Consider the following 12,853-nt stretch of genomic DNA (forward strand, 5'->3'; position numbering starts at 1 on the left):
TCCTTTTTTGTTTAGTATACTTTGAAAGGAGGTGCAGAATGAAAATTGGAATGAGAACAGTCAAGACAGCGATTGCTTCGGGTTTATCGATGGCAGTGGCTCAAGCAATTGGGTTATTATATGCGCCAGCCGCAGGGATCATTGCGATTTTGAGCGTAGGCAACACAAAGAAAACATCGCTTTATACGGGCATTGGACGCTTGATCTCACTGGCACTGGCGACAATTCTGGCATTTTGCAGTTTTTCGCTTCTCGGATATAATCCATTAGGGTTTGTGCTCTTTTTGTTTTTGTTCATCCCAATGGCTGTCCGTTTTTCATTGACAGATGGCATCGTGGTCAATTCAGTCTTAGTAACGCACTATTTACTGGAAGAATCCTTTGCTTGGCGCTTGATCGTCAATGAATTCTTGCTCATGATTCTCGGAGTTGGCTTTGCATTAGTATTTAATCTTTATATGCCAGATGGAGAAAAAGAACTGAAAGAATTGCAGCAAGAAACAGAAAAGACGTTTAAAAGACTTTTAAAAGATATGTCTGAACACTTAAATCAACCTTCTCGATTGACCTTGCAAGGGCAATGTCAATCATTATTGGCAAAGATTCGACAAGGACAAGAAAAAGCACAGGTCCATCAAGAAAACCAATGGAGCCAAAAGAATAGTTACTATGAAGCGTATTTTGCGATGCGGCGTGCGCAAGTTCGTTTGTTGACAGAAATGATTGGTCTCTTGCGATCCATTTGGGTAGAAGAAGTTTATACAGAGAAATTTCGTGCCTTGCTGCTGTATACCGCAGAAACATTTGATGAAGCTAACGACGGCGAAGACCTTTTGCTAAGGATCGAAGAGTTGTATCAAGATTATCGACAAAAACCGCTGCCTAGAAATCGCGAGGAGTTTGAAAATCGCGCGCAATTGTTTCAATTTTTGCAGTCGTTTAAACGTTTTATTGAAATCAAAGCCGAATTTGCTGAACGGGATCATTAAGAAAAGGAAAGAATACGACTGCCCAGCGAATCAAATCGCTGGGCAGTCAATTGTTTTATTTTGTTTGCTTCCAAAATTGTTGCATCTGGTCTAAGACGGCAATGACGTCACTTGTTAGATGGATCGATCCTTTAGAAGTCCCTTCAATAGTTTTAATCATATTGGCGATTTCGTAATTTAGTGCTTGGGTCGTATCGCCTGTTTCAATAAACTCATTGGAGCCATCAAGATAGTGAATGGTTGCTTTATCAGCCCGCGGATATTCTTCGACTGTGATATAGCCTTCTTCAAAAGCAACGATTCCTGTTTTTGGCATTTTAGCTTGGAAAGTTAGGATCACACTGGCCATTTCATCAGCTGGGTTACGCAAAATCGTCACGGATTGTTCGTCAACGCCGGTTTCAAAAGGCTTCATGCTGCTGAATTCTACCTTTGGTGACTCACTCATGAAAAAGCGGGCAAAAGAGACGGCATAAGTACCAATGTCAAGCAGTGCACCGCCGCCTAAATCAGGATTGAAAAAACGATTTTGAGGATCAGGATCCTTGTAACTGCCAAAAGGTGCTTGAATCATTTTTAATTTTCCTAGTTTGCCAGAGGCTACGATTTCTTTTAGACGGTGATAAAGCGGCATGTTGTAGATGGTCATCGCCTCTTCTAAAACCAATCCTTTTTCTTTGGCTAAGGCCAGTTCTTCAGCAAGTTCATCGCCACTTGTAGTGATCGCTTTTTCGCAAAGAACGTGTTTCCCTGCTGCCAGTGCTGCCATGATGTAGTGATGGTGGATATCATTTGGTACCGCAATATAGACGATATCGATCGATGGATCAGCCAACATTGCTTCAGCAGATTCATAAGCCTGAGGAATCGAGAAACGTTCCGCAAATGCTTGGACTTTTGAGTAACGGCGGGCACAGACACCGTACAAATCGCTAGCATCGCTTGCAAATCCAGCGGCAAATTGTGTGGCGATGTCTCCAAGGCCAATTATGCCCCAACGATATTTTTTCATTTTCTATCAGCTCCTTCGTTTTTAGTATAACAAAACTTAGTGAATCTTAAAAATATTGCAAAGCCAAAGTTAAAAGTTCCATTTATGTCCAGCTTTCAGTAAAATAGATACAGGAGGGATGTATGATGCATAACGTGTCTATTGCAATTATTTTAAGTACAGTTATTGAACAATATTCTACGGAAGCTCGTTTCTATGAAACGCAGCTTGGAATCGATCGAGAACAATGGGAGGCCTGGAAAAATGGGACAGCGAGTTTGACACCTGCTGAAAATCAGAAAATCAAATTGCTGTTCTCTGATTATGAATGGATGCTGATTCAAAAAATTGTTCGTCAAACGGTGATCTATCCCGAAAAGAGAACAAGTGCGGTAGCTGAATTCAAGAAAATGAAGACACAGATTGCACGCACGTGGCTTTCAAATGATTTGGCAAAAGTGGAATTATTAACACAATCTGAAGAAAGTACTCAATACCTTGATTTAAGAGTCAGTATTACGTATGATGAATGGGGCTATGACGACATTTTGAACTTCCGTCTGCCTGCTTTTGTCCAACAACAAATCAAGAATGAGAAAATTGAGTTGTTGGCATGGGTCAAAGAGAATTTAGAAGAGACATATAATTAAAGGTAGGGTTTTTTTGAAAAAATATTTAGGTATCTTAGCTGCTGCTGGCTTTCTATTAATTAGTTTGGTAGCTAGTCTGCAGCAGGAACATTCAGCGAGCAGCGAAACAATCGCAAGTAGTCAGACAGTGGCGTCTAGCAGTGAAAAAGAACAAACAAGAGTCTCTCAGAAGAGTAAAGATTTTCCTAAAGTATCTTTAAATGATTGGGCGCTTGTTTTAGTGGGCCCCCTGAATAAAGGAACTGAAATCGATACGGGGGGATTAGCAAAATTAACCAATGGCTATCTCGTGGACAAACGAATCGTTTCTGACTATGAAAAATTAAAAGCTGCCGCAGAAAAAGCTGGTCATCCTTTAGTGATGATCTCCGCCTTTCGCTCCATCGCCTCGCAAAAGGCTGTTTTTGATCAGAATGTCACGATGCTGATGAGTCAAGGACAAAACAAAGAGAAGGCAATCGAAACAACCAAACGAACGATGACAGAACCAGGTTACAGTGAACACCATACGGGTTTAGCCGTAGACGTAGTTGATCGACAATGGTATGATTCTTATCCAGAAACCGTATTGGACCACCGATTTGGTGAGACAGATGGCGGCAAGTGGCTGCAAGAGCATGCCCGGGAATACGGCTTTATCATTCGGTACCCAGAAGGAAAGCAGGCCATTACTCAGATCGATTATGAACCTTGGCATTTACGCTATGTTGGTGTAGAAACTGCTACATATATTGAAAAACATCAACTGACTCTGGAAGAATTTCTAGAGCAAGTAAAAGAAAAGGAGGAAGAAAATGAGTAAACGACGCAAAACAACGAAGACTCGACTGCCGTTTGTCTTTTTAGGTATCCTCCTGATTGGGCTTGCTTTTATTTTTTCAATGAACAGTTTAGCCGATCCCTTGCCGAAACAAGAGGATAGTGAAGAAATGACTCAGCAAGAATTTATTGATCGCATTGCACCTCATGCACAGGAATTGCAAAAGGGGTACGGTATTTTACCGAGCATTATTTTAGGGCAAGCCATCTTGGAGTCTGATTGGGGCAAAAGTACACTAGCTAGTGAATACAATAATCTTTTTGGAATCAAAGCATTTGGACATAGTAAAAAAGTGACATTAGATACCCAAGAGTTTTATAATGAGCAGTGGGTAACGATCCAAGGCGATTTTCGAGTCTATGATTCGTGGGAAGAGTCCATGGATGACCACACGATGCTCTTTGTCAATGGCGTAGACTGGAATCCAGCGCTCTATGTAAATGTTTTGTCGGCAACAGACTACAAAACAGCTGCCAAAGCATTGCAAGAAGCTGGTTATGCCACAGATCCGGATTATGCAGAGAAAATCATTCGTGTAATTGAAACCTATCATTTAAATCAATACGACCAATAGACGGAAAGAAGTGGGTGCCCATGGAAGAAAAATACATGCCAAAGATCACAACGGAACTGCGAAAAGATATCGTGAAAGTTCCTAAAGTTATCAGACAAGCAAGCGGGATTCAAATTTTTGGCAAACAGATCCGCTCGATCATTTTTACTACAGATATTGCAATCATCCGCAATACCAATGCAGATGCGGTGATTGCCGTCTATCCCTTTACCCCGCACCCTGCGATTACCAAAGCGATTATCGAGGCAGCTGATATTCCCGTATTTTCGGGGGTCGGAGGAGGTTTGACTCAAGGATTTCGTTCTTCTTATATGAGCATGTTTGCAGAAGCGCAAGGTTCCATTGGTGTGGTGCTAAATGGTCCGACACCACTGAAAACTGTGGAGCAGGTCTGTAAGGTCATTGATATTCCTGTGATCAGTACCGTAACTAGTAAATATACCAAAATTGATGAAAAATTGAAGTTAGGTGTCAAAGTGATCAATATCAGTGCTGGAAAAAAAACCGCTGAGACTGTTCGTTATTTTCGCGAGCGGTATCCTGAATTGCCAATCATCGCTACTGGAGGCCCTACAGATGAAAGTATTTTAGAAACGATCGAAGCAGGCGCCAATGCAATCACCTATACACCACCTTCCAATGGAGAGTTATTCAGCAAAAAAATGCAGCACTATCGGGAAATGGAAAAACCTGATTAGTGAGCGTTGAGAAATAAAATGAGAACATTCTTATTTTGGAAGAGTTTTCTAAACTTGCCTTTTTAATCAATCTTCGGCATAATCGAACCTATTATTCATAAAATTTAACTTGTATATCGTCGTAATAAGGTCGACAGTCTCTACCCGATACCGTAAATATCGGACTATAAGTAAAAAAAGTGCCATTGATGCACCTTTTTTGCTTTAGCAAAAAAGGTGTTTTTTTGTTGATAGGCCTAAATGGAAAGGAAAGAGGTATAGGATGAAAAAGTTGATCGAACGGATCGAAAAAGACGGAAATGTTTTAGGTGATGGCGTTCTGAAAGTTGATAGTTTTTTAACGCACCAAGTGGATCCGGAATTAATGCAGGAAATCGGCACGACATTTGCCAAACGATTTCAAGCAGAGCAGATTACTAAAGTAGTGACTATCGAAGCTTCAGGGATTGCACCAGCTTTATTTACGGCACAAACATTAGGTGTGCCAATGATTTTTGCCCGTAAAGCCAAAAGTCTGACAATGGACGAAGAATTATTGACAGCCTCGGTTTATTCCTTTACCAAGCAAGTCACGAGTCAAGTATCGATTTCTCGGAAATTTTTGTCTGCGGAAGACAATGTATTGATCATCGATGACTTTTTAGCAAATGGCCAAGCAGCAAAAGGATTGATCGAATTGTGCCAGCAAGCCGGTGCAACGGTTGCTGGTATCGGAATCGTCATTGAAAAATCCTTCCAATCTGGACGAGCATTGCTTGAAGAAATGTCGATTCCTGTTGTTTCTCTCGCGCGGATCGCTTCCTTATCCGAGGGTAAAGCAACTTTCTTGGAGGGTGACGCTTAATGAACGAACAAAATGGACGCTCTGCTGTCTTAGGGTTGCAGCACTTGCTCGCGATGTATGCGGGTGCTGTCGCAGTACCACTATTGATTGGAACCGGGTTAGGATTTAATGAAGCCCAAATGACTTATTTGATTTCCATTGATATTTTTATGTGCGGGGTAGCAACATTGCTGCAATTGACCGTCACCCGTTTCTTCGGGATCGGATTGCCGGTTGTCTTGGGCTGTGCCATCCAAGCTGTTTCACCATTGATTTTGATCGGAACTAAGTCAGGGATCGGTGCCATTTATGGAGCCATTATTGCTTCTGGTATTTTTGTTGTTTTGATCTCCGGTGTCTTCTCAAAAATCAAAGTCTTGTTTCCGCCATTGGTTACGGGAACTGTCATTACAGTGATTGGTTTGACGTTGATCCCCGTTGCCATTACCAAAATCGGTGGTGGGGATGCTGCCGCAGCTTCCTTTGGCGCACCAGACAATTTACTCTTAGGTTTTGTCACGATTGCATTAATTATTGGTATTCAGATTTTTGCCAAAGGATTTCTTCGTTCGATTGCTGTTTTGATCGGTTTGATCGGCGGAACTTTGCTAGCAGCTGTCTTAGGGTTAGTTGATTTATCCGCGATTTCTCACGCGCCTGTCTTTCATTTGCCGCAGCCGTTTTACTTTGGGTTACCAACGTTTGATATTTGGTCGATTTTATTGATGATCATTATTTCAATCGTTAGTATGGTGGAGTCTACGGGGGTCTATTTTGCACTGGGAGATATTACAGGACAACCTGTTTCATCAGAATCATTGAAAAAAGGTTATCGGGCTGAAGGGTTAGCAGTGATTCTGGGCGGAATCTTCAACACATTCCCTTATACGGGCTTCTCACAAAATGTAGGGCTCGTACAGTTATCTGGTATCAAAACCCGTAAACCGATTTATTTCTCTGCGGTCTTTTTGATTATATTAGGTTTGTTTCCGAAAGTTGGTGCTTTGGCGCAAATCATTCCTGAAGCTGTATTGGGTGGCGGGATGTTAGTCATGTTCGGCATGGTGGCTGTCCAAGGGATGAGAATGTTGTCGAAAGTCGACTATTCAAATGACAAAAATTTGCTGATTATCGCTGTTTCACTGGGATTCGGCTTAGGGTTCAACATTATGCCAACTTTATTTAGCCGCTTACCTGAAACCTTGCAAATGTTTACTGGTAACGGAATTGTTATGAGCAGCATGACTGCGATTATCTTGAATCTTTTATTCAATGGCTTACCAAAAAAAGAAGCGGTCGAATCAGGAGAATTTAACGAAGTTTGATTTACGAAAGCATTCTGGTCAACAGGATGCTTTTTTTGTTTTAGAGAGAAGAAATAATCTTTTGTTAAAAGACGAACAATATATCTCGTATTTTTTCTATAGTTCGATTTTCTTTTGACTTTATGGATGTCACTTGCTAGTATTTAAGTGAATAATCGAAGGGAGTTGTCTTATGGAACAAGTAGCAGTCATTATGGGCAGTACGTCGGATTGGGAGACGATGAAACACAGTTGTGAGATTTTAGAGGAGCTTGGGATTCCCTATATCAAAAAGGTTGTTTCGGCTCATCGGACACCGGACTTGATGTTTTCCTTTGCCGAAAATGCAAGAGAAAAAGGGCTGAAAGTAATCATTGCTGGTGCTGGCGGTGCCGCTCATCTGCCAGGTATGGTCGCTGCAAAAACAACGTTACCCGTGATTGGCGTACCCGTTCAATCACGAACATTAAATGGATTGGATTCGTTACTTTCCATCGTACAGATGCCGAGAGGCGTTCCTGTGGCAACGACAGCGATTGGAAAAGCTGGTGCAATCAATGCGGGACTACTTGCAGCTCAGATGCTTTCCATGTATGATTTAGGAATAGCGGAAAAGTTGGATCAACGAAGAAAGACGTTGAAAGAAAAAGTAGTGGAAAGTAGTGATCAACTTGATTAAACCTTTGATGCCCAATGCGACGATCGGAATCGTTGGCGGCGGACAATTGGGGCGTATGATGGCAATGAGTGCCAAAAAAATGGGTTTCCGTGTCGGCGTGCTGGATCCAACAGCCAATTGTCCGACAGCACAAGTAGCTGACTGGCATATTGTTGCTGCTTATGACGATGTCTTTGCACTGGAAGAAATGGCGAGGCGTTCTGATGTGATTACTTATGAATTTGAGAATGTCAGCGTAGAGGCTTTGAATTCGATTTTGCCCTATGCAAATATTCCTCAGGGAACTGATCTATTGGCAATCACCCAAGATCGCTTGTTAGAAAAATCTTTTTTAGAAGCCAATAATATTGTTATTGCACCTTATGCGACAATCATCAGTCCTACCGATATTCAAGATGCCATCGAGAGTATCGGCTATCCTTGTGTATTGAAAACGACTCGAGGAGGCTATGATGGCAAAGGGCAATATGTTTTATACAGCACAGCTGATTTAGCGCCTTCGATGAATCTTTTGCGAGAAGGAACTTGTGAATTAGAAGCATGGATCCCTTACGAAAAAGAACTCTCGATCATGGTGGCAGGGAATGGTCGTGAAATCACCACTTTCCCAGTGGTTGAAAATATCCACCGCAACAATATCTTGCATCAAACGATTGCACCTGCTCGAATCGATTCTGAGGTAGCGGAGGAAGCAGAACGGATCGCGCGTGTGATTGCGCAAGCCCTTGATTTACGCGGTGTTTTAGCGATCGAGCTGTTCTTAACGAAAAGCGGCGGACTATATGTGAATGAGTTGGCACCACGCCCACATAATTCAGGTCATTACTCGATTGAAGCTTGTTCTATGAGCCAGTTTGATGCCCATGTACGTGGGATCTGCGGTTGGCCGCTTGCAGAGGTTAAACTGTTGAGTGATGCGGTCATGGTGAACATCTTAGGTGATGAACTCATTGAAACATATGACCTGATTGCTCATAAGCCAGATTGGCAATTCCATTATTATGGCAAAGAAGAAGCAAAGAGCGGTCGGAAAATGGGACACATTACGTTGTTGACCGAAGACATTACTGCTTCATTGGAAGAAATCTATCAGACGAATATTTGGGATTAAAGGAGAGTAACGCATGTTAGAACGTTATACAAGACCTGAGATGGGCAAAATTTGGACAGATCAAAATCGATACCAAGCATGGCTAGAAGTCGAAATCTTAGCTGATGAGGCGTGGGCCGAGCTTGGTGAGATTCCCAAAGAAGATGTGGAAAAAATTAGAGAGAAGGCAACTTTCGATATCGACCGTATCTTAGAGATCGAAGCACAGACGCGTCATGATGTGGTCGCATTCACCCGGGCTGTCTCTGAATCGCTTGGTGACGAAAGTAAGTGGGTCCACTATGGGCTGACTTCTACTGATGTGGTAGATACGGCTTATGGTTACTTGATGAAGCAAGCGAATGACTTAATCCGTAAAGATCTAGAAACATTCACAGCTATCATTGGTGAAAAAGCAAAAGAACACAAATATACTGTCATGATGGGACGGACCCATGGGGTGCATGCCGAACCGACGACATTTGGGTTGAAGCTTGCCTTGTGGTATTCTGAAATGAAACGCAATATTGAACGTTTCGAACGAGCGGCGGCTGGAGTTGAAGCTGGGAAAATCAGCGGCGCAGTAGGAACATTTGCCAACATTCCGCCATTTGTTGAAGAATATGTATGTAACAAGTTGGGGATTCGTCCTCAAGAAATCTCTACGCAAGTGTTGCCGCGAGATCTCCATGCAGAATATTTTGCTTCCATGGCACTGATTGCAACAAGCATTGAAAAATTTGCGACAGAAATCCGTGGATTGCAAAAATCAGAAACAAGAGAAGTTGAAGAGTTTTTTGCTAAAGGGCAAAAAGGGTCTTCCGCAATGCCGCACAAACGCAATCCTATTGGTTCAGAAAATATGGCGGGATTAGCACGAGTGATCCGCGGTCATATGGTGACGGCGTATGAAAATGTTTCTCTTTGGCATGAACGTGATATCTCTCACTCTTCTGCAGAACGGATTATTATCCCGGATACAACGATTTTGATTGATTATATGCTCAATCGTTTTGGAACGATCGTCAAAAATCTGACTGTTTTCCCAGAAAATATGAAACGTAATATGAATGCGACTTTTGGCTTGATCTATAGTCAACGTGTTATGTTGAAATTGATCGATCATGGCATGACTCGAGAACAGGCATATGATCTTGTTCAGCCGAAGACGGCACAAGCTTGGGACGAACAACGGGATTTTCGACCATTGTTAGAAGCTGACCAAACCATTATGTCTACGTTAAGTGAAAAAGACTTGGATGATGCATTTGATTATCATCATCATTTAAAGCAAGTGGATACGATTTTTGCGCGCGTAGGTTTAGGTGAATAGGGAATAAACCCAAAAAAAACAAAAGGCACGCTGCTTACTGAAGCAGCGTGCCTTTTGGGGTAGTTTTATTATTTAGTTATAGTTTTCGGAAAGATAAGACAAAAGTTCTGGGGCTAATGCTGTAGCAGAAGAGTTTTCTTGTCGATCTTCTAGCATGGACACCATCAAATACTTTTGATTCTGGGCATCGAAAGCAAATAAGAAGCTATTTTCCTGTCCTTTCTCATCTTGTTTCTCCTTGATCTCAGCTGTTCCAGTTTTGGCAGCAAGAGGTAAACCGAGAGCTGCTAGGGAATGGGCTGTCCCATTCTCATCGGTAACGACAGCTTTCAAATCCTCATTGATCAGTGAAATCGTCTCTGGTGAAATCAACTCTTTTTTCGTCTTTGTTTCTGCACCCATCACTAATCGTGGATAAACCAGAGATCCTTGATTGGCGAAAACAGAGTACATCGCTGCTTGTTGAATTGGATTGATCAACAATTCTCCCTGGCCATAGCCAGTGTCTGCCAGCAAAATCTCAGAATTGAAGGATTTGTCATTGCTGATTTGTGCAGGGTTCATGGCAATCGGCAAGTCCAATTCTTCACCGAAAATAAATTTCTCCAAACCAGCACGGAATTTGTCTTCACCCATCGCCAATGTTTGTTGAGCCATATAGATATTATCCGAATAGACGAGAGCGTTACGCAAGTTAACGGATGCGACATCGCTGACCCGAGTCACGAAGTAATCTCCCCAAGAGCTATCTTTTTGCCATTTCAATCCGTTGATTGAAAGGACGGTTTCTGGATTGATCGTTCCATTGTCTAAACCGATGGCTGCTGTGATTGTTTTAAAGGTTGAACCGGGAGCATAACCAGTTGCAAAGCGGCTGATAAATGGTAGATCTTTGTTGTTATGGTAAGCATCATAGTCCTCTTGTGAAATTCCGTTGGTCATTTTATTGGGATCAAAACTTGGAGAACTAGCTAGAACGAGCAGATCCCCTGTGGTTGGTTCAGTGACCACGGTAGAACCAGCCTGATCCTTAAGGGAATCAAAAGCGATTTTCTGTGCTTTGGCATCGATCGTGAGTTGAATCGTTTTGCCGTCAGTTTTTTTCGTTTCGATCAATGCTTTTCGCTCTGTGCCTTTTTCATCGGTGATCGCTATCTTACCACCGTTTTTTCCTCGAAGTTCTTTGTCAAAAGCTGCCTCGAGACCAGAGCGGCCAATTTTTCCATTGCTGGCTAATGTATCATCTTTTTCAACATCTTCAGCCGTAATGTCTCCTACATAACCAATCAATTGTGCAGCGGCTTCACCTAATGGATAGGTTCTGCCCGCGGTTTCTTGAATGCTTGCACCGGTTGGGAGATCAGCTGTGGGTTCCACGATTTTCAAAGGAACAAAGTAATCGTCTTGCACCCAAGATTGATCCAATGCTTGCTGGATCGCTTTCTCAGTCAGGTCAAACTGCTTAGCGATCGCTTTGATTCTTGACTCTTTGTCCTCTCCATCTCCTAATTGTCCGGGAATCACCCCAAGCTGGTACAAGGTGCCATTAGCAGCCAGTGGTGATTTGTTGCGATCCACTATTTCACCTCGAACAGCCTCATCAACAGAAATACTTACTTTATCTTGTCCAGCCATGTCAGGGAAAATCAGGTTTGGAGCCCAATCGATTTTTGGCTGTTCTTTTTCAAATTTGATGGTTCCGGAATAATTCAGATCTTTGATTTCCCCCAAGCTAGTAGTGAGAGATAACTGATACGTAAACTGATAATCTGCATTTTTGACATCGTCGCTTAAAGTGATTTTGGAACCCTTGATGTTGGCAGCATCAATTCCGCTGAAAATTGTTTGATATTTTTCTGCTACTTGATCATTGGTATAACCATTTCTTTCTGCGCTATCAGAAAGAATCAAGGATGGTAATTTGTCGAATTTGTTTTTTGAAAGGTTCTCAATGAATGAGTGGACGACTTTCTCTGCCTGATTTTGTCGTTGCTGTTTGTCATAATAGCGATAGCCGAAAAAGCCACCTACTACAAGCAATAAGAGCAGAGGAAGAACAATCAGTAAAGTCTTCCGTTTTTTTGGTGGTTGATTTTGAGAGCGGCGATTTTGTCGTTCCATTTTTCTTAATTCCCTTCTTGGTTAAGTATCGGTAACTCTTCGCGATTCCGATAAAGCGGCAGCAGCAAGCGATAATCTGCTAACAGTTGCTCCATAGTGAGCGTAGAAATCTGATCTTTGAGATAGACTTTGCCAATCTGTAATTCGCTTTTTTTTACAGTAGTCAGCCGCTCTAGAGCAGCGGGCCATTCTCGGATCGGCTGATAGCCATATTGCGTATGATCCAGAGAGAGGACAAAATCTTGAGGTAGAGTTTCAAACAGTGCCGGTTTCTCTGACCAGCAGCGAGCGATTTGCTGTTGGTTTTTCGGCTGATCAATCACACTTAACCAGACAAAAGCATACTCACGAGTAATACCGATCTGGAAGTGGGCATCCATCTTATAACCTCGCTTGTTTGGTCCAAAAGCTGCCCAAGTTTCTTCTGGAGGATAGACACTTCGCCGTCGGTGCTGTGCGATATGCAGATAAAAAGGAGTGTCTAGCTTTTCTGTGAAAAAAGGGCAGACTTTTTCACCAATTTGCTGAAAAATCGGTTGGATCTCTTTACGAATTTCCTGCATTCGTTCTTCCAAGCTCGAAGCTTGGAAGACGTGAAAGCTTTTATTAGTAAATAACATAGAGTAGAATTCCTTTCTTGTATTCTAAGAGATAGTATAGCAAAAAAAGGTTCTGTTGCAAAGTTTTAAATAAAGAATAAAATCCCTTACGGTATCTATGATTTAAGCTGGGATTCCCAATAATACCTTGATTTCAGTACAGACCGAAAACCCGAAGAGAG

General features: G+C 42.2%; 13 protein-coding genes and 1 riboswitch. Of the genes, 10 read left to right on the forward strand and 3 right to left on the reverse strand.

Annotated features, from left to right (window positions below; genetic code table 11):
- The first annotated feature begins 38 nt into the window (after positions 1–38).
- On the forward strand, positions 39–989 hold the full coding sequence (locus tag DVW06_RS09805) for an aromatic acid exporter family protein (RefSeq protein WP_005472481.1): 951 nt from the start codon (positions 39–41) through the stop codon (positions 987–989).
- 55 nt (positions 990–1,044) lie between these two features.
- Here the strand turns inward: DVW06_RS09805 and DVW06_RS09810 are convergent, their stop codons facing one another.
- A complete protein-coding gene (locus DVW06_RS09810; RefSeq protein ID WP_086269229.1) occupies positions 1,045–2,001 on the reverse strand; it encodes a Gfo/Idh/MocA family protein in 957 nt (318 codons plus the stop codon).
- Positions 2,002–2,126: 125 nt separating this feature from the next.
- On the opposite strand from DVW06_RS09810, the gene DVW06_RS09815 reads away from it, so the two are divergent.
- From DVW06_RS09815 to purB, 9 genes are all read left to right on the forward strand, one after another.
- A complete protein-coding gene (locus DVW06_RS09815; protein WP_034704725.1) occupies positions 2,127–2,630 on the forward strand; it encodes a hypothetical protein in 504 nt (167 codons plus the stop codon).
- 13 nt (positions 2,631–2,643) lie between these two features.
- A complete protein-coding gene (locus tag DVW06_RS09820) occupies positions 2,644–3,432 on the forward strand; it encodes a M15 family metallopeptidase (RefSeq protein ID WP_137264598.1) in 789 nt (262 codons plus the stop codon).
- Positions 3,425–4,024 (forward strand): glycoside hydrolase family 73 protein, encoded by a 600-nt coding sequence (locus DVW06_RS09825; RefSeq protein ID WP_003127188.1) that lies wholly within the window; start codon positions 3,425–3,427, stop codon positions 4,022–4,024. The genes DVW06_RS09820 and DVW06_RS09825 overlap by 8 nt, the downstream gene beginning before the upstream one ends.
- A gap of 20 nt (positions 4,025–4,044) precedes the next feature.
- Complete coding sequence (locus tag DVW06_RS09830; RefSeq protein WP_029486902.1) at positions 4,045–4,722, forward strand: hydrolase; 678 nt, start codon at positions 4,045–4,047, stop codon at positions 4,720–4,722.
- 89 nt (positions 4,723–4,811) lie between these two features.
- A riboswitch (purine riboswitch) is annotated at positions 4,812–4,909 on the forward strand.
- Positions 4,910–4,984: 75 nt separating this feature from the next.
- Positions 4,985–5,566, forward strand: coding sequence for a xanthine phosphoribosyltransferase (locus DVW06_RS09835; RefSeq protein WP_003127190.1), 582 nt, complete (start codon positions 4,985–4,987; stop codon positions 5,564–5,566).
- Positions 5,566–6,870, forward strand: a complete 1,305-nt coding sequence (locus DVW06_RS09840; RefSeq protein ID WP_060814165.1) for a nucleobase:cation symporter-2 family protein — start codon at positions 5,566–5,568, stop codon at positions 6,868–6,870. Before DVW06_RS09835 ends, DVW06_RS09840 begins: the two co-directional genes overlap by 1 nt.
- 172 nt (positions 6,871–7,042) lie before the next feature.
- Complete coding sequence (gene purE / locus DVW06_RS09845) at positions 7,043–7,528, forward strand: 5-(carboxyamino)imidazole ribonucleotide mutase (RefSeq protein WP_137264599.1); 486 nt, start codon at positions 7,043–7,045, stop codon at positions 7,526–7,528.
- A complete protein-coding gene (gene purK / locus DVW06_RS09850) occupies positions 7,521–8,639 on the forward strand; it encodes a 5-(carboxyamino)imidazole ribonucleotide synthase (RefSeq protein ID WP_171917740.1) in 1,119 nt (372 codons plus the stop codon). Before purE ends, purK begins: the two co-directional genes overlap by 8 nt.
- A gap of 13 nt (positions 8,640–8,652) precedes the next feature.
- Positions 8,653–9,951, forward strand: a complete 1,299-nt coding sequence (purB, locus tag DVW06_RS09855; RefSeq protein ID WP_041119285.1) for an adenylosuccinate lyase — start codon at positions 8,653–8,655, stop codon at positions 9,949–9,951.
- A gap of 72 nt (positions 9,952–10,023) precedes the next feature.
- On the opposite strand, the gene pbp4 is transcribed toward purB, so the two are convergent.
- Together pbp4 and DVW06_RS09865 are read right to left on the reverse strand one after the other, a co-directional pair.
- Positions 10,024–12,072: a penicillin-binding protein PBP4(5) gene (gene pbp4, locus DVW06_RS09860; RefSeq protein ID WP_123866967.1), complete on the reverse strand. Its 2,049-nt coding sequence runs from the start codon at positions 12,070–12,072 to the stop codon at positions 10,024–10,026.
- A 5-nt stretch (positions 12,073–12,077) separates the two neighbouring features.
- Positions 12,078–12,692 carry a DUF1054 family protein gene (locus tag DVW06_RS09865; protein ID WP_003127197.1) on the reverse strand — a complete coding sequence of 205 codons (615 nt, stop codon included), beginning with the start codon at positions 12,690–12,692 and terminating at the stop codon, positions 12,078–12,080.
- Between the last annotated feature and the right edge of the window lie 161 nt (positions 12,693–12,853).

The sequence above is a fragment of the Enterococcus sp. ARL09-542 genome (assembly GCF_005234805.1).
In the GTDB taxonomy this organism is placed as follows: domain Bacteria; phylum Bacillota; class Bacilli; order Lactobacillales; family Enterococcaceae; genus Enterococcus_D; species Enterococcus_D gallinarum.

What these genes read in the sequence shown, in the direction of transcription:
- DVW06_RS09810 (WP_086269229.1), bottom strand. Translation starts at nt 2,001, where the DNA reads ATGAAAAAATATCGTTGGGGCATAATTGGCCTTGGAGACATCGCCACA.
- DVW06_RS09835 (WP_003127190.1), top strand. Translation starts at nt 4,985, where the DNA reads ATGAAAAAGTTGATCGAACGGATCGAAAAAGACGGAAATGTTTTAGGT.
- pbp4 (WP_123866967.1), bottom strand. Translation starts at nt 12,072, where the DNA reads ATGGAACGACAAAATCGCCGCTCTCAAAATCAACCACCAAAAAAACGG.
- DVW06_RS09840 (WP_060814165.1), top strand. Translation starts at nt 5,566, where the DNA reads ATGAACGAACAAAATGGACGCTCTGCTGTCTTAGGGTTGCAGCACTTG.
- purB (WP_041119285.1), top strand. Translation starts at nt 8,653, where the DNA reads ATGTTAGAACGTTATACAAGACCTGAGATGGGCAAAATTTGGACAGAT.
- DVW06_RS09865 (WP_003127197.1), bottom strand. Translation starts at nt 12,692, where the DNA reads ATGTTATTTACTAATAAAAGCTTTCACGTCTTCCAAGCTTCGAGCTTG.
- DVW06_RS09830 (WP_029486902.1), top strand. Translation starts at nt 4,045, where the DNA reads ATGGAAGAAAAATACATGCCAAAGATCACAACGGAACTGCGAAAAGAT.
- DVW06_RS09815 (WP_034704725.1), top strand. Translation starts at nt 2,127, where the DNA reads ATGCATAACGTGTCTATTGCAATTATTTTAAGTACAGTTATTGAACAA.
- DVW06_RS09805 (WP_005472481.1), top strand. Translation starts at nt 39, where the DNA reads ATGAAAATTGGAATGAGAACAGTCAAGACAGCGATTGCTTCGGGTTTA.
- purE (WP_137264599.1), top strand. Translation starts at nt 7,043, where the DNA reads ATGGAACAAGTAGCAGTCATTATGGGCAGTACGTCGGATTGGGAGACG.
- DVW06_RS09825 (WP_003127188.1), top strand. Translation starts at nt 3,425, where the DNA reads ATGAGTAAACGACGCAAAACAACGAAGACTCGACTGCCGTTTGTCTTT.